General features: G+C 58.9%; 24 protein-coding genes. 8 read left to right on the forward strand and 16 right to left on the reverse strand.

Features of this window, described 5'->3' with window-relative positions; translation table 11 throughout:
- Nucleotides 1-19 precede the first annotated feature (19 nt).
- Nucleotides 20-493: a YHS domain-containing (seleno)protein gene (locus HEP89_RS18800; protein ID WP_168692773.1), complete on the reverse strand. Its 474-nt coding sequence runs from the start codon at nucleotides 491-493 to the stop codon at nucleotides 20-22.
- A gap of 203 nt (nucleotides 494-696) precedes the next feature.
- Here HEP89_RS18800 and HEP89_RS18805 point away from each other — a divergent pair, with 203 nt between their 5' ends.
- Nucleotides 697-1275 carry a TetR/AcrR family transcriptional regulator gene (locus HEP89_RS18805; RefSeq protein WP_062488428.1) on the forward strand — a complete coding sequence of 193 codons (579 nt, stop codon included), beginning with the start codon at nucleotides 697-699 and terminating at the stop codon, nucleotides 1273-1275.
- Between the two features lie 243 nt (nucleotides 1276-1518).
- Here HEP89_RS18805 and HEP89_RS18810 read toward each other — a convergent pair whose 3' ends face one another.
- Together HEP89_RS18810 and meaB are read right to left on the reverse strand one after the other, a co-directional pair.
- Entirely contained in the window at nucleotides 1519-2130 is a 612-nt protein-coding gene (locus HEP89_RS18810; protein WP_062488429.1) for a peptidase C15, read from the reverse strand.
- Entirely contained in the window at nucleotides 2127-3125 is a 999-nt protein-coding gene (gene meaB, locus HEP89_RS18815) for a methylmalonyl Co-A mutase-associated GTPase MeaB (RefSeq protein ID WP_023000959.1), read from the reverse strand. Before meaB ends, HEP89_RS18810 begins: the two co-directional genes overlap by 4 nt.
- A 176-nt stretch (nucleotides 3126-3301) precedes the next feature.
- On the opposite strand from meaB, the gene HEP89_RS18820 reads away from it, so the two are divergent.
- On the forward strand, nucleotides 3302-4339 hold the full coding sequence (locus HEP89_RS18820; protein WP_168692774.1) for a phytanoyl-CoA dioxygenase family protein: 1038 nt from the start codon (nucleotides 3302-3304) through the stop codon (nucleotides 4337-4339).
- A gap of 219 nt (nucleotides 4340-4558) precedes the next feature.
- Here HEP89_RS18820 and HEP89_RS18825 read toward each other — a convergent pair whose 3' ends face one another.
- The 6 genes from HEP89_RS18825 to HEP89_RS18850 form a co-directional block, all read right to left on the reverse strand.
- Nucleotides 4559-5149: a DUF1131 family protein gene (locus HEP89_RS18825; RefSeq protein ID WP_023000961.1), complete on the reverse strand. Its 591-nt coding sequence runs from the start codon at nucleotides 5147-5149 to the stop codon at nucleotides 4559-4561.
- A 164-nt stretch (nucleotides 5150-5313) separates the two neighbouring features.
- Entirely contained in the window at nucleotides 5314-5895 is a 582-nt protein-coding gene (locus HEP89_RS18830; RefSeq protein WP_055654959.1) for a TIGR00730 family Rossman fold protein, read from the reverse strand.
- A 103-nt stretch (nucleotides 5896-5998) separates the two neighbouring features.
- Nucleotides 5999-7387, reverse strand: a complete 1389-nt coding sequence (locus tag HEP89_RS18835) for a dipeptidase (protein ID WP_168692775.1) — start codon at nucleotides 7385-7387, stop codon at nucleotides 5999-6001.
- A 149-nt stretch (nucleotides 7388-7536) separates the two neighbouring features.
- Entirely contained in the window at nucleotides 7537-9444 is a 1908-nt protein-coding gene (locus HEP89_RS18840) for a mechanosensitive ion channel family protein (RefSeq protein WP_209014771.1), read from the reverse strand.
- 132 nt (nucleotides 9445-9576) lie between these two features.
- On the reverse strand, nucleotides 9577-10524 hold the full coding sequence (locus HEP89_RS18845; protein ID WP_168692777.1) for a cation transporter: 948 nt from the start codon (nucleotides 10522-10524) through the stop codon (nucleotides 9577-9579).
- 8 nt (nucleotides 10525-10532) lie between these two features.
- A complete protein-coding gene (locus HEP89_RS18850) occupies nucleotides 10533-12092 on the reverse strand; it encodes a helicase HerA-like domain-containing protein (RefSeq protein ID WP_168692778.1) in 1560 nt (519 codons plus the stop codon).
- Between the two features lie 220 nt (nucleotides 12093-12312).
- Between HEP89_RS18850 and HEP89_RS18855 the strand changes: the two genes are divergently transcribed.
- Together HEP89_RS18855 and HEP89_RS18860 are read left to right on the forward strand one after the other, a co-directional pair.
- Nucleotides 12313-12705 (forward strand): DUF2780 domain-containing protein, encoded by a 393-nt coding sequence (locus tag HEP89_RS18855; RefSeq protein WP_055656631.1) that lies wholly within the window; start codon nucleotides 12313-12315, stop codon nucleotides 12703-12705.
- A 44-nt stretch (nucleotides 12706-12749) separates the two neighbouring features.
- Nucleotides 12750-13157: a DUF4332 domain-containing protein gene (locus tag HEP89_RS18860; protein WP_023000968.1), complete on the forward strand. Its 408-nt coding sequence runs from the start codon at nucleotides 12750-12752 to the stop codon at nucleotides 13155-13157.
- Between the two features lie 200 nt (nucleotides 13158-13357).
- Here the strand turns inward: HEP89_RS18860 and HEP89_RS29890 are convergent, their stop codons facing one another.
- Nucleotides 13358-14059 carry a helix-turn-helix domain-containing protein gene (locus HEP89_RS29890; protein ID WP_168692779.1) on the reverse strand — a complete coding sequence of 234 codons (702 nt, stop codon included), beginning with the start codon at nucleotides 14057-14059 and terminating at the stop codon, nucleotides 13358-13360.
- Nucleotides 14060-14568: 509 nt separating this feature from the next.
- Between HEP89_RS29890 and HEP89_RS18870 the strand changes: the two genes are divergently transcribed.
- Nucleotides 14569-16581: a methylmalonyl-CoA mutase subunit beta gene (locus HEP89_RS18870; protein ID WP_168692780.1), complete on the forward strand. Its 2013-nt coding sequence runs from the start codon at nucleotides 14569-14571 to the stop codon at nucleotides 16579-16581.
- On the forward strand, nucleotides 16578-18743 hold the full coding sequence (scpA, locus tag HEP89_RS18875; protein WP_168692781.1) for a methylmalonyl-CoA mutase: 2166 nt from the start codon (nucleotides 16578-16580) through the stop codon (nucleotides 18741-18743). Before HEP89_RS18870 ends, scpA begins: the two co-directional genes overlap by 4 nt.
- Nucleotides 18744-18761: 18 nt before the next feature.
- Here scpA and HEP89_RS18880 read toward each other — a convergent pair whose 3' ends face one another.
- Nucleotides 18762-19031 carry a hypothetical protein gene (locus HEP89_RS18880; RefSeq protein ID WP_077292599.1) on the reverse strand — a complete coding sequence of 90 codons (270 nt, stop codon included), beginning with the start codon at nucleotides 19029-19031 and terminating at the stop codon, nucleotides 18762-18764.
- A 202-nt stretch (nucleotides 19032-19233) separates the two neighbouring features.
- Between HEP89_RS18880 and HEP89_RS18885 the strand changes: the two genes are divergently transcribed.
- Complete coding sequence (locus tag HEP89_RS18885) at nucleotides 19234-19620, forward strand: YkvA family protein (RefSeq protein ID WP_168692782.1); 387 nt, start codon at nucleotides 19234-19236, stop codon at nucleotides 19618-19620.
- Here HEP89_RS18885 and HEP89_RS18890 read toward each other — a convergent pair.
- Together HEP89_RS18890 and HEP89_RS18895 are read right to left on the reverse strand one after the other, a co-directional pair.
- Nucleotides 19617-19838, reverse strand: a complete 222-nt coding sequence (locus HEP89_RS18890) for a helix-turn-helix transcriptional regulator (RefSeq protein WP_023000973.1) — start codon at nucleotides 19836-19838, stop codon at nucleotides 19617-19619. The two genes, HEP89_RS18885 and HEP89_RS18890, sit on opposite strands and share 4 nt — an antisense overlap.
- A gap of 346 nt (nucleotides 19839-20184) precedes the next feature.
- The gene (locus tag HEP89_RS18895) at nucleotides 20185-20766 is read right to left on the reverse strand and encodes a hypothetical protein (RefSeq protein ID WP_023000974.1); all 582 of its coding nucleotides are present in this window, start codon (nucleotides 20764-20766) and stop codon (nucleotides 20185-20187) included.
- A 180-nt stretch (nucleotides 20767-20946) separates the two neighbouring features.
- Between HEP89_RS18895 and HEP89_RS18900 the strand changes: the two genes are divergently transcribed.
- Nucleotides 20947-21702: an outer membrane beta-barrel protein gene (locus HEP89_RS18900; protein WP_168692783.1), complete on the forward strand. Its 756-nt coding sequence runs from the start codon at nucleotides 20947-20949 to the stop codon at nucleotides 21700-21702.
- 108 nt (nucleotides 21703-21810) lie between these two features.
- Here HEP89_RS18900 and HEP89_RS18905 read toward each other — a convergent pair whose 3' ends face one another.
- From HEP89_RS18905 to dctP, 3 genes are all read right to left on the reverse strand, one after another.
- The gene (locus HEP89_RS18905) at nucleotides 21811-23166 is read right to left on the reverse strand and encodes a TRAP transporter large permease subunit (RefSeq protein ID WP_023000976.1); all 1356 of its coding nucleotides are present in this window, start codon (nucleotides 23164-23166) and stop codon (nucleotides 21811-21813) included.
- Between the two features lie 3 nt (nucleotides 23167-23169).
- On the reverse strand, nucleotides 23170-24504 hold the full coding sequence (locus HEP89_RS18910; protein ID WP_023000977.1) for a TRAP transporter small permease subunit: 1335 nt from the start codon (nucleotides 24502-24504) through the stop codon (nucleotides 23170-23172).
- A gap of 96 nt (nucleotides 24505-24600) precedes the next feature.
- Nucleotides 24601-25707, reverse strand: a complete 1107-nt coding sequence (gene dctP, locus HEP89_RS18915; RefSeq protein ID WP_023000978.1) for a TRAP transporter substrate-binding protein DctP — start codon at nucleotides 25705-25707, stop codon at nucleotides 24601-24603.
- Nucleotides 25708-25942: the final 235 nt, after the last annotated feature.

The following is a 25942-nucleotide window of genomic DNA, read 5'->3' on the forward strand; positions in this document are numbered from 1 at the left end:
AGAGACCGGTCAGAGGCGATTAGAGGCTGCTCGGGTCAACGCTTTCCAGACCAACCCAGTTTTCGTCAGCCTTGGAAATGAAGCCCGGTACGTCCTTGTTCCAACGTTCCTGGATCGACGGTGCGAGGTTCAGGTAAAGCTTGTTGTCGACGATCTTCCACAGGTCCGGGTCACCATCGACCTTCACGCCCATGGCAGCACCGAAGGCGCAGAAACCGCCGTATTGCGGAAGATATTTTTCCGGGTTCTGCTTGAAGAGATTGCGGTTTTCTTCAGAGGCGAAACGGTAGGTGGCGCCGTTGTGAACTTCGGTAATGGCAATGTCGCCGTCCTGCGGGGCGCCATTGACGAAATAGGAAACCGGATCGACACCGCGCAGGGCCAGGCCGGTGATGGTGGCGTTGACATCAAAACCGGCACCGAAAGCGCTGGAGACAAGCCCGGTGACGACGACCAGGGCGGCAACTGAGCCGCGAATGAGGTTTGCAAACATCTGGAGACACTCCCAAGGGGTTGAATTGGTCCGGCAAAAGCGTGTTCAAGCGATCTTGAAATAGGAACCGATTGGTTCCTAATCGGTCGCACTTGACCAACCCTGCCGGTGGTTCCTAAATAGAGTTAGGAACCGAATGGTACAAAACACAAGCGCGTGACACACGGTTGAGTTTTTTGTGAAGTGGTTTGACGGGAGATCGCATGGCAAGACCTCGGGAATTCGACGCCGATGAGGCATTGGAAAAAGCCATGGAGCTGTTCTGGGACGTTGGCTATGACGAAGCCTCGCTGTCCGAACTGCTCGATGCCATGGCCATTACCAAGGGTTCTTTCTACAAGGCGTTCCAGGACAAACAGTCGGTCTATCTGGCGGCACTCGACAGGTACAACGATCAGGTTGTCAGCAACACGGTCGCTTTTCTCGGTGATCCTTCGGAAGGGGCTGGACGGGACCGGATACTTGCCTTGTTCGGCCGCATTGCCGACCTCGCCCAGAAAGATGGCGACAGGCTTGGCTGCTTTCTGTGCAATGCCCTGGTCGACAAGGCGGGGGGTGCAGAAGCAGAGGCAAGGCTACAGGCCATGACAAGGCGTCTGGAAAACGGTTTTTACCGCGCGCTTCAGGACGATGGGCTTGAGGGAACGGAAGCTCGCGGCACCGCGCGCGGCGTACTGACAGCCTATTTCGGCTTGCGGGTTCTCGGCAGGGCGGGATTGTCCGCCGACATGGCGGCCGACTGCATCCGCCAGGTCGAGAGATTGCTTGGCCGTATGCATTGAGGCAGGGGCAGGAGCTGGAGCAAGTGCTATATTGAAGCTCGGGGACTTTTAAGCCGCGAAATACTGAATTTCAGATAACCCAATACCACCTCATCCTGAGAGAGCACGAAGTGCTGTCTCGAAGGATGGACGACACATTCCGGAGCAAGCGGTCCATCCTTCGAGACGGGCTTTCAGCCTTCCTCAGGATGAGGGAGATGGGATGAGGGGAAAGTTCTTCAGGAGAGTGTCCCGAGCTTCCCCCTATCGCAGGCGCCTTGCCAGTTCGCGCAGAATACGGACCGCGGCTTCCTCGATGACAGGGTAGGCGGGTCTCGTATCGCGCGGACCTTTCGGCAAAGCCGGAACGTGAACGAAGATGCTGGCAATGCCCGAGCCGATGGAATCCCATAAAGTGGCATTGCAGAGATAGGTTCCGGCGTTGGTGGAAAGCTGTGCGGGCGCACCTGCGGCAAGCGCAGCATCGCGCAGTGCCCTGGCAGGCAGGGTTGAGCTCCGCGCGCGCTCTTGAGAGATTGCCAGTTCCGGCCTGACCGGTGCTCTGCCCAACGCATCCGGACGCACGCGTACGGCTTTGTTGACGGCCCTTGTTTCAATATTGATCGTTCTCCGCGTCCCGTCGACGCCGAAGTGCACAATGGCGTCTGGCGAAAGGGTGGTGCGGAGCCGGTCTGTGACATCCTCACGCCCTGCCCAGGTTGTCGGCAGGACATGGAAGACGAAGTCGACACCTGACTGATGCGCCCCAATGCGTTTGGCGAGCCGTCTCATGAGGCGCTCCGTCGGATTGACGGGTGCCCCCGGGAACGGCGAAAAACCGGTCACCAGAACGGTCTTGCGTCCTGAAGTGTTCATTCGCCAAGCCCCATCAAGGTCGCTAATTCGTCCACCGCGAGCGAGACAGCGGTCTTGCCGCCGCGCACTTCCTCCTCCAGGGATTTGAGACGGTCGGCGGTACGCGTGTTCGATGTCAGGGCTTCCATCATGCGCTGTTGAAGCATATCCCACATCCAGGCGACTTGTTGGCCGCTGCGTTTTTGATGCCATTCACCGCTGGCCTGCATGCGCTCGCGAAACACCGTAATCTGCTCCCACAGGTGGTCCAGCCCTTCGTTGGCGAGGCCAGATACCGTGATGACAGGCGGTGTCCATGTGGGTGACTTGGGAGCAAGAATATGCAGCGCTGCGCGATAGTCCGAGGCAGCGGTACGGGCACGGGTAGCGCCGTCGCCGTCGGCCTTGTTGACGGCGATCATGTCGGCGATCTCAAGAACGCCCTTCTTGATGCCCTGAAGCTCGTCACCGGCGCCAGGCAGCATCAGGACCAGGAAGAAGTCGACCATGTCGGCAACCGTGGTTTCCGATTGCCCGATACCGACGGTTTCAACCAGGATCACGTCATACCCGGCGGCCTCGCACAACAGCATGGTCTCGCGCGTCTTCGCGGCGACCCCGCCAAGTGTGCCGGCGGAAGGCGAAGGGCGGATGAAGGCGTTCGGATCCACCGCAAGCTGCGCCATTCGTGTCTTGTCACCCAGAATCGACCCACCGGTACGGGTGGATGACGGATCGACTGCCAGAACGGCGACCTTGTGCCCGGCGGCAGTCAGGTTGGACCCCAGCGTGTCGATGGTCGTGGACTTGCCGACACCTGGCACGCCGGTGATGCCGACCCTGAGAGCCTTTCCTGTGAGAGGCAGCAGTTCCTGGATCAGGTGCTGGGCAAGACGGCGATGCTCGCGCTTGCGCGATTCCACAAGCGTGATGGCGCGGGCAAGCGCAGCGCGCTGTCCGGCTTTCAGACCGTCCGCCAGCTTCGCGGGGTCGAGATTTCGTGCCGTTGTCATCATGCCTCAAGGTGTTAGCGCAGGATTCGGCAAAGGTCACTGCCGCCAAAGGGTGAAGACGCATTCGCGACGCGTTCTGACGGCGCAAAACAGCGCCGAAACGGATGGAAACATTGAAACCCGCAGGCAAAAACGTGTTAGATACACGCCACTTCGATGAAATTCATTTTTGGTGCTGCATGACACCCTTGTCCTATCTGAAAGCCCCGTTCTGGGTTCTGGGTCTCGCCGGAACCGACAAGTCTCCGCGCAAGAATCCGCTTCTGGGAAGCGAGAGGCTGAATACCTGGGGCCTGCACAAGAAAAGAGTGCAGCTTGCGGCCGATCTTGCAGCCCGCAGACGCGCGAAGCTGGCCCATCTGGTTGATCGGGACCAGCAGGCTTTCTTCGATGAGAACGGCTATTTCCTGGTGAAGAACTTCCTGCCGGAAGAAACTTTCCGCCAGCTCAAGGAAGAAGTGTTCAACCAACCGTTCGAATCGCGGGAGATGCGCCAGGGCCAGGCGGTGACACGGATGACCTTGCTGCCGCCGGAGGTGTTGCGCAAAAACGCTGCGTTGGCTCAGGCGGTGCGTGATCCGCGTGCGATCAACATGATCCGATATGCCGCCTCGCAGGGCGGACAGCCACTCAACTTCATTCAGACGGTCCTGGTAGAACCGTTGAAGGTGAAGAAAAAAGATCCGCAGTCCGATGCTCACGCCGATACGTTTCACGCGACGTCCAAGGCCTGGCTGTTCCTGCAGGACGTCGGCGAGGACGACGGGCCCTTCTTCTTCGTGCCGGGCTCACACAAGCTCACGAAGGAGCGGCTGGAATGGGAGTATGAATGCTCCCTGAGCGCAGCCAAGGACCTGAGGTCCCACCATGCCAGCGGGTCTTTCCGGATCAAGGCGGATGAGCTTGCCTCCCTTGGCCTGCCGCAGCCCAAGAAGATGGCGGTGCCGGAAAACACGTTGATCGTGGCCGATACCTTTGCCTTTCACGGCCGCACGCCGTCCGACAAACCGACAGTCCGTTCGGAAATCCACTGGCACATGCGCCGCAATCCGTTCCTGCCGTGGACCGGCGGCGACCTCAAATCCATGCCGGGTTTGAAGGATCGCGGCATGCCGGTTCTGATGGATCTTGCGGATGTGGCTGAAAAGACGCTGAAGCAGCGCAACGTGTGGCGCAAGGTGGGCGAAGTCATGGTGCGCTCGCAGCCGCACGTGTGAGGGCTGAGGTGTCTTCTGATTTCTTCGTTTCAAAGATCCGATAGTCAATTGTTCCCATCCAACCTCATCCTGAGGAGGACCATCAGGTCCGTCTCGAAGGATGGGCCACTTGCTCAAGTGTGTGCCGCCCATCGTTCGAGACAGCGCTTTCGCGCTTCCTCAGGATGAGGGGAAATTGGGGGTGATCTGTCGGAATGAAGCTGGCCGGCCGTGTAACCGTCAGCTCTTCGGCGTCCAGAGGATCCGCTGGAGCTGTGCATCGAACAGGTCGTTTTCAGCCGGAAGGCGGTCGAACGGGCCGTCGTAACCCGGGATCGCGTAGACCAGTTCCACATTCGGATGGCCATCGGAATGGCAGATCGCCATGCCACGCCACAGGTTTTGGCCGACGCGGCAGTCGGCACGTGAGGAGCCGATTTCCGAAAAGGTCATGCCGATCCGTTCGCCGTTCGGGCCCTGCAGGTGGTGTGTCACACCGTGGACGGTGCGGACCTTGCCGTTCTGACCCTTGAACACCTGCAACACCTGAAAGCCGTCACTGTTGAAAGCTGCAAGTGCCCACTCGGTGGAGTTTTCGTTGGCGGTTTGAATGCCTTCGGTGGTGAAGCCGGGCAGGGCTGCCTCAATGGCTTTCTGGCCGTATTGGGTTTCACCGGTAATGCCGCCGACATGATCTTCAGCGATTTGCACCAGCGTGATGTTGGATGTCCGCACCAGGCGCCCGGATGTGCCGTCCAGATCCGCCGTCGGTGCGCAGGCCGCTCCCGTAAGTGCGAAAAGGCAGGCAAAACCGATAGCAGTTAGACGCATGATGATACTCGGGCTGATTGGGCTGCGCCGAAGTGCGCAGAAGCGATACGGGATTTACCAAGTAACGTCTTGTTTGCAAAGAGAGCGATGCCCCCTGTGGACAGTTCCCGAAGCTTGCAGGCAACTGCCGCAGGGGCATCAAGGCTTGCGTTTCAGCGTGCCTGTCAGGTCTCGTCCCGGTTGATCCATTTGGGAGCGGAAGGGGGCGTATAGTTTTCGAACTGGCGGATCATATCCAGCGGAGAACTGGCGATCTGCGCCATGTCGCGCATCACCTGTTTGGTGAAACCCTGCTCTGTCTGGTGGTCGAGGAAGGCGATCAGGTGATCGTAATAGCCTTCGGCATTGAGGAAACCGCAGGGCTTCTTGTGATAACCGAGCTGGCCCCAGGTCCAGACTTCGAAAATCTCTTCCAGCGTACCAACGCCGCCCGGAAGGGCTATGAAGGCGTCGGACAAGTCTGCCATCATCGCCTTGCGCTCATGCATCGAATCCACGAGATGCAGTTCGCTCAAACCCTCGTGGCCGATTTCCTTGTCCTGAAGAGATCGCGGCAGCACGCCGATCACCTTGCCACCGGCTGCAAGTGCCGCATCGGCAACGGTGCCCATCAGGCCAACCTTGGCGCCGCCATAGACAAGTGTGTAGCCCTGTTCGGCGATGGCGCGTCCCGTTTCGCGCGCAATATCCGCATATGCCTCGAGAGCGCCGTAGCTGGAGCCACAAAAGACGCAAATGGATTTCATGTCTGTTCTCCGGTCGCTGAGGTGGCAGGCTCTGCCCTCAGGAATTTTGATCGTGTTCGATCCATGACACGCGGGCCCGTGGGCCCGCGTGTCATCTTCAAGGTCAGTCTTTGGCCAACTCGTCCAGAACCCGGGCCCAGGAACGGATGCCCTTGTGGAAGCTGGTCAGGTTGTATTTTTCGTTCGGCGAATGGATCTGGTCATCTTCCAGACCAAAGCCGATCATCAGGGAATCCATACCCAGCATGCGCTTGAAATCACCCACGATCGGGATCGAACCGCCCATGCCGGTCAGCGCAGCATCCTTGCCCCATTCCGCCTTGAGGGCTGTCTTGCCCTTTTCCAGCGCAGGCATCGCAAAGTCGAGCCTGAGGGCAGGGCTGCCTTCCTTGGCAATGAAATCCACCGTGCAGTCTGCCGGGATCTTCGAGCGCACGTAGGCGCGGAAAGCTTCCTGGACCTTGTCCGGGTCCTGATCGCCGACAAGGCGGAAGGTGAACTTGGCATGTGCTTCGGCGGGGATCACCGTCTTGGAACCGGCACCCTGGTAACCGCCCCACATTCCGTTCACTTCAACGGTCGGGCGGGTCCAGAGGTGTTCAAGCGGCATGCGGTCCTTTTCACCGCGCGGATATTTCAGGCCGACATCTCCGAGGAATTCCTCGACCGAGAAACCGAGCTCGTCCCACATCTTGGTGACTTCTTCCGGCATGTCGATGACGCCGTCGTAGAAACCGGGCAGGGTCACCTTGCCGTTTTCATCGTGCAGGCCGGCAATGATCGAGGCGACGATGTGGTTCGGGTTTTGAGCCGAGCCACCATAGGAGCCGGAATGCAGGTCGCGGCTGGCCGCCTTGACGATGATCTCGTCGCCGACCATGCCGCGCAGCATGATGGAAATAGCAGGTGTTTCAGCGTCCCACATGCCGGTGTCGCACACGAGCGCAAGATCGCAGGACAGTTCGTCCTTGTTGGCTTCCAGGAACGGATGAAGCGACGGAGAGCCAGACTCTTCCTCACCTTCGAACAGGATCGTCACGTCGATCGGCAGGTCACCGGTTTCTTCGAGATAGGCGCGGGCCGCTTCGACGAAGGTCATCAGCTGGCCCTTGTCGTCGGCGGAACCGCGGGCAACGATGATCTTGCTGCCGTCCGGCTTTGTCTCGATGGCCGGGTCGAACGGATCGCGCTTCCACAGGTTCAGCGGATCGACCGGCTGAACGTCGTAGTGGCCGTAGAACAGGACATGCGGTCCCGGCTTGCCGGACTTGCGGTGACCGACAACCATCGGATGGCCGGTCGTGTCGCGTACCGATGCTTCAATGCCGATGTCGTTCAGTTCTCTTGCCAGCCATTCAGCTGCCTCACGGCACGGAGCCTTGAACGCAGGGTCGGTGGAAATGCTCTTGATCTTGAGGAGGTCGAACAGTCGGTCGAGGCTGTTGTCGAGATTGGCATCGATGCGCGCCAAGACCTTGTCGATGGAACTCATGACGGATCCTTGAATTTTTGAACAGATAGGAGCAGGCCCGATGGACTCGGGCAATGTGAGAAGGCCCTAACAGGCCATATCGGCGCGCGTTGCGCAATTGCTTATTCAGGAAGCAGAAGACGGCCCGCAAAGCGCCGGCCGCCGATCCATCAGGCGGCCTGGATCTCTTTCTCACCGGTGGCAGGTGCTGCGTCACCGGCCGTCTGTTCGTCCTGCAGACCCTTGTCTTGCGACAGATAGACGGTCGAGGAGGGATAGGCGATTTCTGATCCGTTGGCCTCGACGATCTCCCTTATGCCGAAGAGAAGCTCTTCCTGGATTTCCTGAAACGCTGCGACGGTGGCTGCCTGCACGTAGGCATAGACGTCGACCGTGACAGCGTAATCGTCAAAACCGATCAGACGCACGCGAAGCGGATCTTCGATTACCTTTTCGTGGGCGAGGAGATAGTCGTGGATCGCTGCCAGAACGCGCTTCAGCGATGCCGGGCTCGTCTCATACCGCAGTTTGAGCTTGTGTCGGAAGTGAAACTGGTCGCGATAGCTGTAGTTGATGATCTTTCGTTTGGCGAGATCGGCATTGGCAACGGTAATGAGTGTTCGGTCGAGCGCCCTGATACGGGTTGAACGGATGCCGATGGATTCCACGGTGCCCGCCAGATCGTCGAACTGGCAGAATTCGCCGACACGCACCATCCGGTCAGCATAGAGAATGATACCACCGATCAGGTTTTCGATTGTCGGCTGGGCGGCAAGGGCAATTGCAAGACCGCCCACGCCAAGACCAGCGATGACACCGTAGATCGGAATGCCGATCTGAGTTGCGCCATACCCGAGCACGATCAGCGCGATGGCAAGGGAGAAAACCCGGAAGCCGGTGCGCAGAAGGCTGACGTCAAGTCCGTCTCTTGCAGCCCCGGCACTGCTGGAAAACCAGACGTAGAACAGTTGCAGAAGCTGATAGACCATCCAGGCGGTCGCCGACCAGATGATGGCTGTCGTCGACGTGCCGACTGCCACCAAAGGCATGCCTGTGATGTTGATCTGATCTTCGCAAACATAGCGGAAGAGACTTGCGGCAAGGATGACGACAACCGGATTGAGGATCGCGTGGACGATGCGGGTACCTTCGTTCACGGAGACCGCACGCCACCTGCGCCAGCGGACGTAATATCCGAACACGATCGCGTAGAGGACGAGAAGTCCGGCAAGTGCCAGCCATTGCCAATACGCCTGGTCGGCAAAATGATACTGAAGCAGTTCTGGCCCTGCTTCAATGACGTCATACCAGAGCGGTGCAATCAGGTTGCCGGGGGTGTAGGTGTAGTATTCAAAGAGGTCTTCCCCGCGATCCGCGGTGATGGGCAGAACCCGTACAACTGCATAGTCTTCGGGAATGCGCTCAACGGAGGACCTGGAAAACAGGTACTGCCCGCGCAGTTCCCCTTCATCCTGGCGCAGCAGGTTGATGCTGGTGCCGGGAATGGTCCAATGGTCAGGCAAATCCGCCGCGTTGCCGGCCTTTCGCGAGCTGCCTGCAGGCGAGCCGGGAATGTCTTCGAAAAGCGGCGCCGGGATCCTGTCCAGGATCTCCTGAAGCTGCAGTGCAATCTCGACGCTGGCATTTTCCCGGGAAGTCACGGGAATGCCGCTGAGGTCGAAAGTCTGCGAGGCTTTTGAAAGAAGCGCACGTACCAGAACCAGTTTTTCCTCTTCGCTGTCCGACAGGAACAACCGGTTGCTGTCATCATAGCTGTCCCGAACCGACATCCAGAGCGTGTTCACTTCGTTCATGATGTAGACGAAGCTTTCCAGTGTCGCACGCGGACTGGACGTGTCGGGTGGAGAAATCGGGTTGTCGCGCAGGTACTCCCGGGCGCGCGTCACCCGATTTTGATCCAGTGATCCTGCCCGCTCTTCCGTACTGGTGGGGGCAGCGCCGGGCTCCTGTGCACGAACTTCCTGCGCACCGGCCATCGGCGCTCCGGTCAGGAGAACAGCAACCAGGGACAGCAGGAAAAGCAAGTGCAGAGGCGAACCGAAGAGGCGCTGTTGCAAGCACTCAGCTTTGTATTGCGGTTGTGGCCGGTTTTCTCGGTAACGCATGTTGCCCCGTCTGCCGTTGTTTCGATCGCAGCCTTAACGGGAAGGGGTAACTATCCTGTTACTCAGGGGATAATGGGGGGCGCATCACTCCTGAACCGGATTGGTGTAATCGCTTGCGGTGAGGACAATTTCCACCCTTGCTGGCCCGATGACATCTTCCAGCCGGGCTGAGAGTATGTCGCGGAACGTGTCTATGTCTTCGGCACGAACGGGTTTTTCGGGGTCGAGATAGACGGCCACCCAGTGCATGCGCCCTGCCTGAAGGACAGCTGCCCTATGCAGGCGATAGCCTTTTTCGCGGGCAAGGTCCCGGGCAGCCCGGGCGACCTTGGCATAGGTGCTGCTGGGGGCGCTGACGCCGGCAAGGTCTGCCAGCGTCGTGCGGAAGGTCGAAAGCGGCTGCCAGATGATCGCCAGGATCAACACCAGAACGATGACGGCATCACCGATCGGGACAAATGGTCCGAGAACCGTATCTTCCAGAGAGGGCAGTGACAGAAGGGCTGCTCCCGATCCGACGCTGAGCGCGCCGTCGATTAGGGCGGCGCGGGCTTCGGTCTTCAGGATGGCGCTGCGCTTGCCGGTTTTCCGGTAGGCACGGTGAAAGTTGAATGCAAGGCCAAGGCAGATGCTGACGATGACGACTGCGTAGACCGCGATCGGACCAAACACCAGTTCCGGGACAACGCCTCCGGAAAAGAAGGTCCAGATTTTCGAGATGGAGACAAAGGCTGCGAAGACCAGCACGCCGATGAGGATGAGACTCCGGAAGGTGACATAGAGCACCTCGTCGAAATCGTGTCCCCAGGGTCGGGAGCGTGTTGGTGGCAGGCCAACTCTTGCCCCGATACGAGCGGCCGCAATGGCAGAGATGAAGTTGACGGCCGAATAAAGCCCGTCCACAAGCATGGCGTCGGACCGTGATACCCAGGCGGTCAGTAGGCCGGCGGCCGCCATGAACAGGTTGGCCCATTTGCCGATGACAAGCGCCTTGCGCTCGGTCTCCAGATTTTGGGCCGCGGTTGCCGGCATCGCTTTGTCTAGTTGCCTCTCTTCAGCGAACCGAGCAGGCCCCGAACCAGCGCACGGCCGAGCGAGGAGCCGAGACTTCTGGCTGCGGACTTGAGCCCGGCTTCCAGGGCCGTGTCACGCTGGCCACGGCGGTTGCTGCGCCGTTCCCGGCTTTCCTGACGCGGCCTGTCATCGCGTCCGAAGTCGGGCAGCTGAAAACCGGATCGCGAGCGCCGTGGCTCGCCATGTTTCCTGGCGTAGCTGCCTTCCTTTTCCTGGCGCCGCTGTTCCTGTCTCTGCGCTTCCTGCGCGCGTCCCATCAGGACTTCGTATGCCGACGTCCGGTCGCGGGTGCGCTCATAAGTGCCAAAGACGGGGCTGGACTGGATCAAGGCCCGTCGTTCGGCCTGAGTGACGGGACCCAGCCGCGAACAGGGTGGACGGATCAGCGTGCGCTGAACGACGGACGGAATGCCTTTGCCTTCCAGGGTCGAGACCAGTGCTTCGCCGACACCGAGTTCCGTGATGACCCGTTCGGTGTTGAGATCCGGGTTGGGACGGAAAGTTTCCGCAGCTGCCCTGACAGCCTTCTGGTCGCGCGGCGTGAAGGCACGCAGGGCGTGCTGAATGCGGTTGCCGAGCTGGGAAAGCACGGTCTCCGGTACGTCCAGCGGGTTCTGTGTAACAAAATAGACGCCGACACCCTTGGAGCGGATCAGCCGGACAACCTGTTCCACCTTCTCGATAAGTGCCTTGGGAGCATCGGAAAACAGAAGGTGGGCTTCGTCGAAGAAGAACACCAGCTTCGGCTTTTCCGGATCACCGACTTCGGGCATTTCCTCAAAGAGTTCAGACAGCATCCAGAGCAGGAAAACGCCATAGAGCCGGGGGGCGGACATGAGCTTGTCGGCAGCGAGAATGTTGACGACGCCCCGGCCGTCCGGTGCGGTGCGGATGAAGTCACGGATGTCGAGGGCCGGTTCTCCGAAGAAGTGTTCTCCGCCCTGGCGCTCCAGCACCAGAAGCCTGCGCTGAATGGCTCCGACGGACGCCTTGGAAACGTTGCCGTAGATCGTGGAAAGCTCGGAGGCACGTTCTGCCACGTGGGCAAGCATTGCCCTGAGGTCTTTCAGATCCAGCAGCAGCAGGCCTTCATCGTCGGCCAGCTCGAACAGGACGTTCAGTACACCTTCCTGCGTATCGTTGAGTTCCAGCAGTCTGGCGAGGAGCAGGGGCCCGATCTCGGAAACAGTGGTGCGGATCGGATGGCCTTGCTCGCCGAGCAGGTCCCAGAACACCGCTGGGAACGCTTCGTAGGTGTATTCGTCGGCGATCCCGACATCGCTGGCACGTTTTTCAAGAAAGTCCTTGGAAACACCCGCGGTTGCAAGTCCGGACAGGTCGCCCTTGATATCGGCGCAGAACACGGGAACACCGGCCTTGGAAAAGCCTTCGGCAAGGATCTGGAGTGAAACGGTCTTCCCGGTGCCAGTTGCTCCGGCAATCAAGCCATGGCGGTTTGCGAGCTTGAGCGTGAGGGTTTCTTCCCTGGTGCTGGCACCGATGAAAATACTGTCTTTTACCGTCACGATTACCCCCGAATCCCTGCATCTTGCCGCAGCCTAGAGCCTTTCGCTGCCAGATTGAAACATTCTGTTGCCGGGCGGCATTGGACGAGCGTGCGGCCTGCATGCGGCATAGTCGAGCAGAAAAGACATTGCCCATCGACGGGGGCACCTCGAGACTTGTATAGAGAAGCCAAACGGGCGCCGGATGACAGGGCGTCAGTCATTTAATCAGGAGATTTTCATGGACGAGCTCATCCAGCGGATCATGGCGGCAGCAGGCATCGAGGAAGATGTCGCCAAGAACGCCATCGGCATCATTCTGGGCTTCTTGAACAAGGAAGGTCCGGAAGACAAGATGCAGCTCATCTTCGACGCTTTGCCTGGAGCGAAGGATCTTGTCGATGCGCGTGCGGAAGCCGGTTCCGGCGGCGGGTTTTTGAGCGGTCTTGGAAGCATGATGGGCGGTGGCATGGGCGCCATGGCGGCACTCAATGAATTGACAAATGCGGGCCTCGACATGGATGGCGTGCAAAGTGTTGTCAAAGAACTCGTCTCCTATGCTAAGGAAAAAGCAGGGGACGATGTTGTGAATGAAGTGGTTTCACAAATTCCGGGACTGAGCCAGATCGTCTGACTGTCCCAGGTTCGGTTGCCGGTTGATTAGGGAGTTCTGAGCGCATGTCTTATTCCATCGATGAAATCGAAGGTATCGGCCCAACCTATGCTGCAAAGCTGGGTGAAGTCGGCATCAAGACAACGGAAGCTTATCTGGAGCGTGCGAAGGACCCGAAAGGTCGCAAGGCGCTGGAAGAAGAAACCGGCATCGACGGCAAGCGGATCCTGAAATGGGCCAATATGGCGGATCTGATGCGCATCAGCGGCGTTGGTGAGGAATATTCCGAACTCCTGGAAGCTGCCGGCGTCGACACGGTGAAGGAACTGAAGCATCGCAATGCCGCCAACCTGGCGGAGAAGATGCAGGAAGTGAACGAAGCCAAGAAACTTGTTCGCCAGGTGCCGAGTGAAAGCCAGGTTACCAAATGGGTCGATCAGGCCAAGGAATTGCCGCCGATGATGACCTACTGAGGTCGGCAAGCCGAAAATTGAAATGACAAAAAAGGCGTGCGGAAAGCGCGCCTTTTCCTTTTGGCGATTGGCATTTTGACGTTGTTGCCTGGCGTGGTCTCCTCTGACGCATGTTGTTTTGCAGCCGCGCCAGAACAAAAAAGGCGCACCGAAGTGCGCCTGTTGTTAGCCCCTGGAAGCTGTTGCCTGGAGAAGCAGCTTTATACGCTGATCTGGCCGTAACGAAGCGCTTCGACCACGGTGTGGGTCTTGTTGGAAGCGTTCAGCTTGACACTGGCATTCTGCAGGTGAGCGTGGACAGTCCGCTGGGAGATGTCGAGCACGTCTGCGATTTCGCCGGCTGTCTTGCCATAGGCCGTCAGTTCCAGAACCTTGCGCTCACGGGTCGACAATGCGCCCGGTCGCTGTCCGGAAATCACGCCAAGTTCGCGCAGACGCGAGAAGGCGGCAGCTGCAAGTGCTTCCAGATTGGAAAGATCGTATTTGTTGACCTGAAGAGCAGGGCCGCTTGCAAACACGAATGCCTGGAAAGGATAGAGTTCCGTCACTGGTATCACGAGAACCTGACTTCCTTCCCCGGCTGACGCCAGAAGGTCGGAATGTTCCATGTCACCGGCGGAGATTGTCCAGACGCGAGCCCGGTTTGAACCGAGGCCAAGCATCAAGGCGCTGTCATTTGCAGAAAGCGAAGTGCTTTCAATTCCGTCATTGTGTTGATCGGGCCACCGGAACCGTTGAACGAGGTTGTCGATCGGGCGGTTCGGCATCGGCAGGCCGGTAATGAGGATATGCGTCGCCCCCATGCGTCGAAGGTTCGATTCCAAAATATCGAGAACATGATGGGCGGCATTTGCTTCCGAGATTGCTCTCAGCTTGCTCTTCAATTCCGTTTGATCAAGCATTGTGCACATCCTTTGCGGCTTGGGTGGCCGCGTCTTTGCGGGTGTCCGTACGCGAGCCGGAACATCCGCTGATGGGTGAAACCCGTTCCCGCCAAACCTATTTAGGTAAGTGTCGGATCCGGACGCCGCGCATTTCTTATGAGGGTAGAATTTCCCATGCGTCAGCACCTATACGCTACAATACAATTGATGATCGTACCAATAGGGAAAACTGGCAAATTTAGCTTATTCCGCCAAAAAATTGACAAGTTGGCGCTTAGAAGAGGCCAAATTGTCTTTCTGAGAAGTGTTTAACGTCTTCGTAAGTGTAAGTCGAAAAACGCAATTTGTAGATAAATTTTTATTTTGCGCGTCTAATTAATTCTACGAGCGAATCGCAAGTCGGAACTGGCTCCCGGTTTCACCTGATTCAACTGTCCGAGACCTTGTGAACTTCAAATCCTTACCCATTCTGCTGAGTTGCCAAGCTTCGGGCCCAGGGACTAAAACGGGGCCAGGGAGTACGTGCGATGCCGAACAGCTTTACTGGACCTGAAAGTTTTTATTCTGCCGACGCGGAGGCCTGGTGGGCTGCCGTCGACAAGGCCCTGAAGGGGAGTGCCCGGCAGAAGCTTTACGGGAAAACCGAAGATGGACTGGATATCGCGCCGCTTTATGAGCGCAGGACAAACAGTCCGGCGCGCGCCCTTCGGGCTGCCGCAGGCAACTGGTCCGTGGTCCAGCGGATCGACATTCCCGATCCTGCCACCGCAAACGCACAAATTCTGGAAGATCTGGAGGGTGGCGCGAGCGGCCTTGACCTGGTTTTCCGCGGTGCTGCCGCATCATACGGCAATGGCATCCGGGTAGACGATCTATCCGGTGTCGACCGCCTCCTGAAAGACGTCGAACTGGATCTGATTGACCTGCGCTTTGAGGCAGGGCGGGAAAATGTCGAGATTTTCGCCTCCATTCTGGCATTGCTCGAAAAGCGCAAGATCGATCCGGCCAGCGTTCGCCTGACGGCCGGGATCGATCCCTATGGCTGGGTGGCAGTCAATGGTGTCGCGCTTGCCGACATGGAAAACGCCTACAGGCATTTCCGCGATCTGGTGGTCGCAGCGCATGATTTTGGCATCCCGGCACGGGTAATGAAGGCCGATGGCCGCATATGGCACGAAGCGGGGGCAACGCCTGCGCAGGAGCTTGCGCTTGTTCTGGCTTCCGCCACAGCTCACATGCGCTTGCTGGAAGGCACGAGACTGGCGCCCGAACAATGGGCTGACAGAATTTCCTTCAGCCTGATCGCGGAAGCCGACCAGATCGGAACCATTGCCAAGGCCCGCGCGATCCGCTCGCTCTGGGCGTCGGTACTGGACGGTGCAGGACTGCCGCAAGCAGGTCTGCCGTTGCATATGTCGACTTCCTACAGAATGCTGACCCGTCGGGATCCCTGGGTCAATCTGCTGCGCAACACCGTGGCAACCTTTGCAGCCGGTGTCGGTGGTGCAGACAGTGTCTGTGTTCTGCCACATACGCTGGCTGTCGGTTTGCCCGACGGCTTTGCCCGCAGGCTGGCGCGCAATACGCAGTCTATCCTTCTGGAAGAAAGCAACCTTGCGAAGGTGACCGATCCGGCCGCCGGCTCTGGCGCCATTGAAGACCGGACGGATACAGTTTGCGAGGCTGCCTGGAGCCTCTTCCAGGAAATCGAGGCGGCCGGTGGCCTGTTCGAGGCGGTGCGCACGGGCCTCGTGCATGATCGCATCGGAGCTGCCAGGGCCGGTCTTGCCAAGAACATCGCCACCAGGAAGCGTCCTATCACCGGCGTAAGCGAGTTCCCGGACCTTGCTGAAAAGCCTGTTGCGGTGCTGAAGTCGAGCAAGGAAGATCTCGCAGGCGTGAGCGCACCGCGTGAGGACCTGCCGGAACCGGGAGACGGCGAGCGCTTTGCGACCCTGCGCAAGCTTGCCCTTCAGGGAGTGCCCCTGAGCGAGCTGGGCATGCGGCTTGACCTTCTGCCGCGCGACTATTCCCTTCCGAAGCTGGAAACGGCCCGGATAGCGGAGCCCTTCGAGCAGCTTCGTAGCAGGTCAGAAGCCTTCGAGCAGGCCGCGTCGACAATACCAGCGGTATTCCTGGCGTCTCTCGGCAGTCTGGCCCAGTTCTCGGCGAGAGCCACCTGGACGGCAAACGCCTTTGCGGCGGGCGGGTTGAAACCCGTCGGACCGGCTGTCTATGGTTCGCTTGAAGATCTCGTTGAGGCCTTCCGGCAAAGCGGGGCGATGCTTGCCTGTCTCGTCTCCACGGATGATGTTTACGAGGCGCAGGCGGAAGAGGCAGCTCAAGCCCTGAAAACGGCAGGGGTGGATTACCTCTACCTTGCAGGGCGCCCTGGAGGCCGGGAAGATGCCTATCGCAAAGCCGGTGTGGACGCTTTCGTCTTTGCCGGATGCGATCTGCTTGCACTGTTGAAGGATGCATTTGACCGGCTGGAGACCCAACAAGGGGTCGAGCCGAAAGATCTGGAGGTCCAATCATGAGCAGGATCCCGAATTTCGCTGACAAGCCGTTCCGGAAAATCGTGAAGGCTGCGGACGCCGGCTCGCAGGAGAGCTGGCAAACGCCGGAAGACATCGTTGTGCCGCCTGTCTATGGGGCGCAGGATCTTGATGGACTGAAACATCTGGATACCTGGCCGGGCCTGCCGCCGTTTCTGCGCGGTCCTTACCCGACGATGTATGTCCAGCAGCCCTGGACAGTGCGCCAGTATGCCGGGTTCTCAACGGCCGAAGATTCAAACGCCTTTTACCGGCGTAACCTTGCCGCCGGTCAGAAGGGCCTGTCGGTGGCCTTCGACCTTGCCACGCACCGCGGCTACGACAGCGATCATCCGCGTGTTTCGGGTGATGTCGGCATGGCAGGGGTGGCGATCGATTCCATCTATGACATGCGTACGCTCTTTTCCGGCATTCCGCTGGACAAGATGAGCGTCTCCATGACCATGAACGGCGCAGTGCTGCCGGTGCTGGCGCTTTACATCGTGGCGGCGGAAGAGCAGGGCGTTGCCCAGAAGGACCTGTCAGGCACCATTCAGAACGATATTCTGAAGGAGTTCATGGTCCGCAACACCTATATCTATCCGCCCAAGCACTCCATGCGGATCATCTCGGACATCTTCAAATACACGTCCCAGAACATGCCGCGCTTCAATTCGATCTCCATTTCCGGCTACCACATGCAGGAAGCGGGGGCGACGGCGGATCTGGAGCTGGCCTATACGATTGCCGACGGCATCGAATATGCCCGCGCCGGTGTCGCCGCCGGCATGGACATCGACCAGTTCGCACCGCGGCTGTCCTTCTTCTGGGCGATCGGCATGAACTTCTTCATGGAAGTGGCCAAGCTGCGTGCCGCGCGCCTGATCTGGGCGACCCTGATGGAAGAAAACTTCCAGCCGAAGAACCCGAAATCCCTGTCACTGCGCACCCATTCGCAGACCTCCGGCTGGTCACTGACGGCACAGGACGTCTTCAACAACGTCATTCGAACCTGTGTGGAAGCCATGGCTGCAACGCAGGGGCATACGCAGTCGCTGCACACGAATGCGCTGGACGAGGCGCTGGCTCTGCCGACCGATTTCTCCGCACGTATCGCCCGCAACACGCAGTTGTTTCTGCAGCAGGAAAGCGGCACGACGCAGGTGATCGATCCCTGGGGCGGTTCCTATTACGTCGAGAAGCTGACGGCAGACCTTGCCGAGAAGGCCATGGCGCACATCCGCGAAGTGGAAGAGCTTGGCGGCATGGCGAAGGCCATCGAGAAGGGCATTCCGAAGCTGCGGATCGAGGAAGCAGCCGCCAAGACACAGGCGCGCATCGACAGCGGTGCGCAAACCGTAGTCGGCGTCAACAAGTTCAAGCCGGAAAGCGAACAGGCGATCGACGTCCTGAAGGTCGACAACGCCCAGGTGCGCGCCGCCCAGATCGACAAGCTCAAGCGCCTGCGTGAAGAGCGCAACGAGGCTGAGACCCAGGCCGCCCTGGAAGCGTTGACCCAATGTGCCGCATCCGGTGACGGCAATCTGCTGGACCTTTCGGTAAAGGCCGCACGGGCCAAAGCAACCGTGGGTGAAATCTCCCTGGCAATGGAGAAAGTGTTTGACCGGCACAAGGCGGAGATCAAGTCGATTGCCGGTGTCTACAAACGGGAGGCCGGAGCCATGTCCGGAACCATCGAGAAAGTCCAGAAGCTGGTGGAAGCCTTTGAAGACAACGATGGCCGCCGACCGCGTATCCTGGTCGCCAAGATGGGGCAGGACGGACACGACCGCGGTCAGAAGGTGATTGCCTCGGCGTTTGCCGATCTCGGTTTCGACGTTGATATCGGGCCCTTGTTCCAGACCCCGGAAGAGGCTGCTCGCCAGGCGGTCGAAAACGATGTTCACGTGGTCGGCGTGTCATCTCTGGCGGCGGGCCATCTGACACTGGTGCCGGCTCTGAGGCGGGCGCTGGCGGAAGAAGGCCGGGAAGACATCATGATCGTCGTTGGCGGTGTCGTGCCTCCACAGGATTATGACGAACTCTACAAGTCCGGGGCGGCGGCGATCTTCCCACCGGGAACCGTGATTGCGGAAGCGGCCATCGGCTTGATCGGCAAACTCAACGAGCAATTGGGATATGGCTCCGCTGAAGCAGCTGAATAAGGCCCGTGTCGGCAGTCGTCAGGTATCCTGGAACTTGCTCACCGGGACCGGTGGTTCCAGGTACATGCCGAAGAGGTAAGGACCCATGCGCCAACGGATTTCCGTAAAGACCCGGGTCAGTTCCTTGTCGTCATCGATCAGCACCCGGTCCGGCACCGGCAGGTCCGGGTCCTGAACGACGATGCCGATGTCGCCGTTCTCAAGGTCGTAAAGCGTGCATTCGCTCAAGTGCGTGCTGTCCAGATTGAGCAGCTTGCCTGATCGCAGCCGCGCTCTTGTTGCAGGCACCGGCCTGCCTTCAAGGGGGGAATTTGATCGCGTCATGGCTAAAGACCGCTCGCTCCGTCGGACCTGTTGAAATTACGGAGGATGTTCTAGGCAGCGTAGCTTGCGCAGGACTGGAAGGTGTTTCGGGCCCGATGACCTTCCGGCCGACACTGCCCAGGGCCTGCCGTGTCGCAGGGACTGTTTCCAATTCACGCGGGCTGACATGCTGAAGGACACCATCAAGACCTGGGCAAAGCGCATCAAGCGAGATCTCCATGCCCTTTATCTGGCTGGAAGGGATCCGAGGGTACCCTGGTATGTGAAGGCCCTGGCCATCGCAACCGCAGCCTATGCTCTGTCACCCATCGACCTGATACCGGATTTCATTCCGGTGATCGGATATCTCGACGATCTGCTTCTCGTGCCTCTCGGCATCTACCTGGTGGTGAAGCTCATTCCACCGCAGGTGATGGAGGACTGTCGGGTGGAAGCTGACAGGAGATCGGAAAAGCTGCCTGCCAGCAAAATGGCGGCAGTACTGGTTCTACTGCTCTGGATCGGTGCGGCGTTGGCTGCACTTTTGTGGTTCTGGCGGCGTGTTTCTGTCTAATCTTCCGGAGTTTTTTCGGGCTCGTAAATCAGAATGTCACCGGGTTGGCAGTCGAGCACGTCGCAGATCTTTTCCAGGGTCTCGAAACGGACACCCTTCACTTTTCCGGACTTGAGCAGCGAAACATTCTGCTCGGTGATGCCAATGCGTTCGGCAAGCTCCTTGGACCGCATCTTCCTGCGGGCGAGCATTACGTCCAGTTCAATGATGATGGGCATGACGGGACCCCCGGCGCTGTCGCTTGCTTATTTTTCGATTTTCTTCTGCGAGCTGGACGGCCTTACGCAAGAGAGAGATGAGCAAGGCATGAGTGTCCCGAGAATCATGCCTGATATTTCACTGCCATCAGCCACGGCGTCAACAATCCTTTGTTCTTGTGAAAGCTTCCGGCGTGCAAACGCGACTGGCCGTGGATGACCGGGAGCCTTGTTGCTTGCAAACGCTGAGAGAAGGTGCGGGGGCTGAAGACATCTGCCCACCTCGGTGCCACCGTGCATGAGGCCAAGTTGCCGGAGACAGGTAACGCCATTGATGTTCAGCATTCGCAACGCTCCATGGTCCACCTCAAATGAACTGCTGGTTCTCGTCTGCAATCAGGGCAGCCTCGCGAAGGATCCAGCCGAACAGCAGCATCAAGGCACCAAGGACGAGAAAGAAGATCTCGCCACCGTCCAGACTGATGTCGACGGTGCGCTGGCCCGGGGGAAAGTCATAGGTCAGGAGGACCGAGCCGATCGGATCGCTGATCAGGTCGAAGACCGCGAACACGATAAGCCAGATGCCGAAGGAAAACACGTTTGCAAGCGTCTTAGGCGAGAAGAACTCCATCTTCTGAAACCGCTTGAAGACCTGACGGATGTTCCAGCCCACCGCCAGCAGCAGACTGAAGGCAATGGCTGCCAGTATGGATATTCCGATGCGCTGAACCTGCGGAATGTCACCCAGCATGCGTTCGGTATCGGCGACATCAAATGTTTCTTGCGCACCGATCATCAACTCGTTCGGCAGGGCGATACCGATCGTTACGACCACGCCCAGACCCAGCAGGATCAACAGGATGATGGTGACGGCCCATTTCATGAACGCGGATACACGCCGGATCCGCGTCAGCCGCTTCTCCCGTTCCGCCCATTCAAGTTCGCTCATCGGTTACTCCGCATCGTGTCATTGCGGCATCGTATCTAGTTCATCTGTCGGGAAAACACAAATTCAAAAACATTGCTATTGACAAAAAAATTATTGCAATCAATTTTCAAATTATCGTTTTACATTAATTTTTTAAATTTGTGAGGCGATGAGATTGTCATACATGAAGTGAGATCACTGATGGTAAGTTCCTTTGCCAATTATGTTTTTCGTGCGCCGCCGGCCATCGGGCGCGGTCGCTCCAGGCAACGCCCCGGTGTGATCAGGCGTGTTCTGCGGAGCCACTGGCTGTTGGAGCCGCTGGTTCTGTGCGCCGTTCTTGGTGTGCTTGTCGTTGGGGCGAGTGCTGCCGATCTGGAGACTTTTGACGCTCCTGTCTATTCGCAAGCGCCACAGTCGCTCTGGGCTGGGCCTTATCTCGGCTTTGAAGCAGGTGTTTCGCAGACCGTGACAGACGTCAAATCAGGCGGTCGATCGAAGGATTTTTCAGGGGTCGACGCATCGTTCGGTCTTTTCGGCGGCTACAACTGGGAAGTCTCCCGCTTCGTCTTGGGTGTCGAAGGCGGTGCGGCCTATCTCGGCGGCCGTGAAAAAGGCAACCATCCGACGCTGGGCACCATCGAGACAGGATCCAAGTGGACGATCAATGCCAAGGCCCGGGTCGGCGTGCCGATCAACAACGTCATGCCTTATCTCAGCCTCGGTATTGCCGCGACAGAACACAGCCTCAAGGCGAACGGGACGGAGAGAAACTCCGTTTCGATTGGTCCGGTGATCGGCGGGGGTGTCGAGGTTGCGGTAACGGATGCGTGGCATCTCAGGGCCGACTACTCGATGACCGGGATCCTGGACGAGAAGGCCGGATATGGCGGTGCGAAGGTAGATCGGACGGCCGGTAACCATCGGCTCATGATCGGGCTCTCCCGTTCGTTCTGATCTGTCTCCTGACAAGCCAACCCTGTCGGGCACATTTGTCCGGCAGCATGGAACGGCTGCGCTTTTCCCACTGAGCGCAGCCGTTTCCCTTTGTCTTTGTTGGCTCTGTTATCCGTAGACCAGGTTCGGCAACCAGGTGATCAGTCCGGGGAACAGCATGCACAATGCCAGTCCAAGCACCTGAAGCGCCAGGAAGGGCAGGGCAGACTTGAAGATGTCTGTCATCGGAATGTCCGCCGGAGCGACGCCTCGCAGGTAGAAGAGTGCGTAACCGAACGGTGGTGACAGGAAGCTCATCTGCATGTTCACCAGATAGAGAACACCGAACCACAGCACCAGATCGTCCGGGCTGTCGAGCCCGAAGGAGGCCGCTCCGAGCGCCTTGATGATCGGCACGAAGATCGGCACGCACAGGAGCAGGATGCCGACCCAGTCCAGGAACATGCCCAGGACGACAAGCACGATCTGCATGATGATCAGAATGCCCCAGGGGCCGAGGCCGGTGGCTTCCAGCGCGCCTTGCACGAACTGCTGACCGCCTTCCAGTACATAGAGACCAACGAAGATGGTCGCGCCGAACATGATCCAGATCACCATGGCCGAAGCCTTCAAGGTGGTCAGCGAGGCTTCGCGCAGTGTCTGCCAATCGAGATTGCGGTGGATGGCGGCCACGACTATGGCGCCGAAGGTGCCGATGCCGGCTGCTTCCACTGGAGTTGCGACGCCGGTGAAGATCACGCCCAGCACGATCACGATCAGCGCGATCGGAGCGGACATGTTCGACAGCAGCCGGACCTTTTCCTTGAACGGAATACGTTCTTCCTCCGGGATCGGCGGGCCTTTTCTGGGGTCGATCATGCAGCTGACGATCACATAAAGGATGTAGAGCCCGGACAGCAGCAGGCCGGGAATGACCGCGCCGATGAAGAGCTCACCAACGGACTGTTCGGCCACGACGGCGTAGATGATTGCCAGGATCGACGGTGGGATCAGGATGCCAAGCGTTCCGCCGGCCATGATCGAGCCCATGGCGATCTTCGGATCGTAGTTTCGCTTCAGCATGGCGGGCAGGGCGATGATGCCCATGGTGACAACAGCCGCCCCGATGACACCCACCATGGCCGCCAGTACGGTGGAGGCGATGATGGTGGCAGCCGCCAGGCCGCCCTTCACGCCGCCAAGCACCTTGTAGATGACATCGAACATGTCGTTGATGATGCCGGCTCGTTCCAGCATCGATGCCATGAATATGAACAGCGGGATTGCCGATAGCTGGTAGTTGGTCATCAGCGGAAAGATGCGCGACGGCACGATGTTGAGCGCCCGCTCGTCACCCAGGACGAACAGGAACACACAGGCGAGCCCTCCCGTAACGAAGGCCAGCGGCAGCCCTGCCATCAAGAGGACCAGCAGCGAGCCGAACATGATGAGTGTCAGCCACTCGATTCCGATTTCAAGTCCCATCGATCAAGCCCTGCCCATCACTGCGCGGATGTCCTGCGCGAATTTGGAGATTCCCTGGAGCACCAGCAGCAACCCGCCGAGCACCATGACCCACTTCATTGGCCAGAGCGGCACTTCCCATTCGTTGAAGCTGATTTCGCCCCAGCGGATGTTCGGATCGGTCCATTGGGCCAGGTTCCAGCTTGCAACGACATCGCTGAAGCCGATTTCACCGCGCGCCCAGTCAGAAACCAGCGAGTTGCCGGAGGGAACCGCGATGGCATCGAACGCGAAGATCCACGAAGTCACCAGCAGGGTGCCGGCGAAGATGAAGAAGAAGACGGATGTCAGCAGATCGACAATTGCCTTGCGGCGCGGCGAGAGCGGCGCATAGAAGACATCGACCCGTACGTGGGATTCCGTCAGCATGGCGTAGGAACCGGCTATCAGGTACTGCATGCCGAACATGAGGTACATCGCCTCGTGAGCCCAGTTGGTCGGGCTGCCGAAGACGTAGCGGCTCATGACCTCGAAGTAGTAGACAAGAACGGCGATCACCGCCCAGTAGCTGACAAACTCGCCACAGTAGAGTGAGAGCCTGTCAATCCAGCCGGTCCAGCCGGAAGAGACGTGATCCGCATCGTCCTTGCGCTCGGCTTCTTCCAGCTCCTTGAGCTTCTTTTCCGCCTCGCTGAGTTCCGGGTCCGGTGGCAGGTTTTCGTTCGCTTTGGAAACCAGCCGGGGCAGGAGGAGTGCGTCGACCGCCACACCTGCAAGCAGTAGCCAGAAGGCGTATTTGGCAACATTGCCCCAGAAATCGAGGGTTTCGCGAGCTGTTACGGCAGCCGGGCGGGCGGTCTCCAGAGTTGCCTCGGCCTCGGCAACCCGGGTCTTGCCCTGTTCGACACGTTGTTCGGCGCGCTGGACATCCCGTTCCGCACGGCGCTTGGCAAAGCTGCCTTCTTCGGCCTGCGCTTCCGCCTCGGCGAGCTTTTGGCGCAAGGCAGGCAGATCGGCCTCTGCGGTCTTCACCCTTTCGCCTTCGCGCTCGAGCGTGCGCTCCGCCTGTCGCACTGCGTTGGCCATGTCCGAGACAACCGCGCGCGCATCCTGGCTTTGCGCGTTGGCGTAGAGGATCAGCACGAACACCGGGATATAGACCAGCCCGATCAGGCTTTTCAGGTAAAGCCGATGCAGGCCCAGGATGCCGCCGGTGACGAGAATGAAATAGCCGAGCACCAGCGAGTAGCGCCGTTCAGTCGGCTTAGGCCGCTTGGCAAGGGCAGCGGCGATCAGCGGAAAGATGATCAGCCCCAGCCAATAGGCCCAATGCGGCAGGGTAAAGTCCAGATGAGGCATGCCTCTCCCTTCCCCAGGGGAAATAGGCCCCTGTTGAGTTGAACAGGACCCGCGCGGCTGGCCGCGCGGGTCCGTTTCCCGAGACGTCGTCTGGGATCAGAGGTCGAGTTCGAGGCCTTCGACCTGCTCCGGCGTGACGTAGCCGAGCGAACCGGACATCATGTAGTCGAGCTGAATCTTGAAGAGACGCGCACTGTCCTTGTCCCGGTTCGCATAGTTGAACCAGATCGGAACGGCGACTTCGGTCATCAGTTCGACATCGTCCTGGCTGAGCCGGGTGATTTCGGTGCCGTCGGCCTCGAACTTCGCCCAGGCTTCCTGGTCTGCCTTCTGGATGGCTGCATGGTGCATGTCGGAATAGACGTGTGTTTCCATCTCGACGAACTGCTGCATCTGCGGGCTGAGCGCATTCCAGGCATCCATGCCGACGGTGATGTCCATAAGGTCGACCGGCTGATACAGCGACATGAAGCCCGGAGGGCCCATGGAGATGTATTTGGTGACCTGGCTGAAGCCGAGGGCATAGTTGACCGCCGGACCGACATAATCGGCGACGTCGATGGTGCCTTTTTCAAGTGCGGGGAAAATTTCCGACCCCGGAAGCACCGTCGTTTCCGCGCCGATCTCGGTGAAGACTTCGGCGACCATGCCGCCGGGCAGACGCATCTTGCGGCCGCGGAAGTCATCGATGGAGCGGATCGGCACCTTGGAGTGGATGATGTTGGGGCCGTGATGCACCGGTCCGACAAACATCATGTTCTGTGCGGCGTAGAGTTCACGGGCGATTTCGAGACCGCCAAGGGAATAGTAGAACACGTCCCATTCGTGCGGGTTGCGCATACCTAGCGGATAACTCGTCAGGAAGGTGGCCGCGGGGATGATGCCCTGCGCATAGATCGTGAACGGGTTGACCGCGTCCAGAACGCCATTCTTGACAGCGTCGAACAGCTGGAAATCGCCCACCACGTCGTTGGCGCCGAATGGCTGGAAGGCGAGCTCCCCGCCTGTCTTTTCGGCAATGGTTGCGCACCAGTCCTTGAAGATCTGCAAACCGGCGCCGCCTGGCCAGGACGTCTGGATTTTCCAGGTCGTCGTCTGACCTTGTGCCGAAGCGATATGCGGCGCAGCGAGTGTCGCTGCTCCGACCGTGCCGGCACCTGCGAGCGTCCGCAGGGCCTGCCTGCGTGTCGTAAGTTGTTTCATGGTATCCTCCCAAATAGGTCTGGGAGCAAATGAGCGCTCGCGCGGGGAGTGTTTCAACGCCCCTTCTTCTTCGCGGAGACAAACCAGCTGTTTGTGTTCTTAAGCAGTTGTTTTGTAACTGGTTCAGGATGACCTCGAGGAAGTCTGTCGCTCTTCTTTTCCTCCCAACCAAGGGAAGGATATTACACTTACAGAATCCTGCAACCTTGCCAGACGCTCAAAACATCTTTTCCTT

Origin of the sequence: Labrenzia sp. 5N, from assembly GCF_012395805.1 — a bacterium.
GTDB classification, from domain to species: Bacteria; Pseudomonadota; Alphaproteobacteria; order Rhizobiales; family Stappiaceae; genus Roseibium; species Roseibium algicola.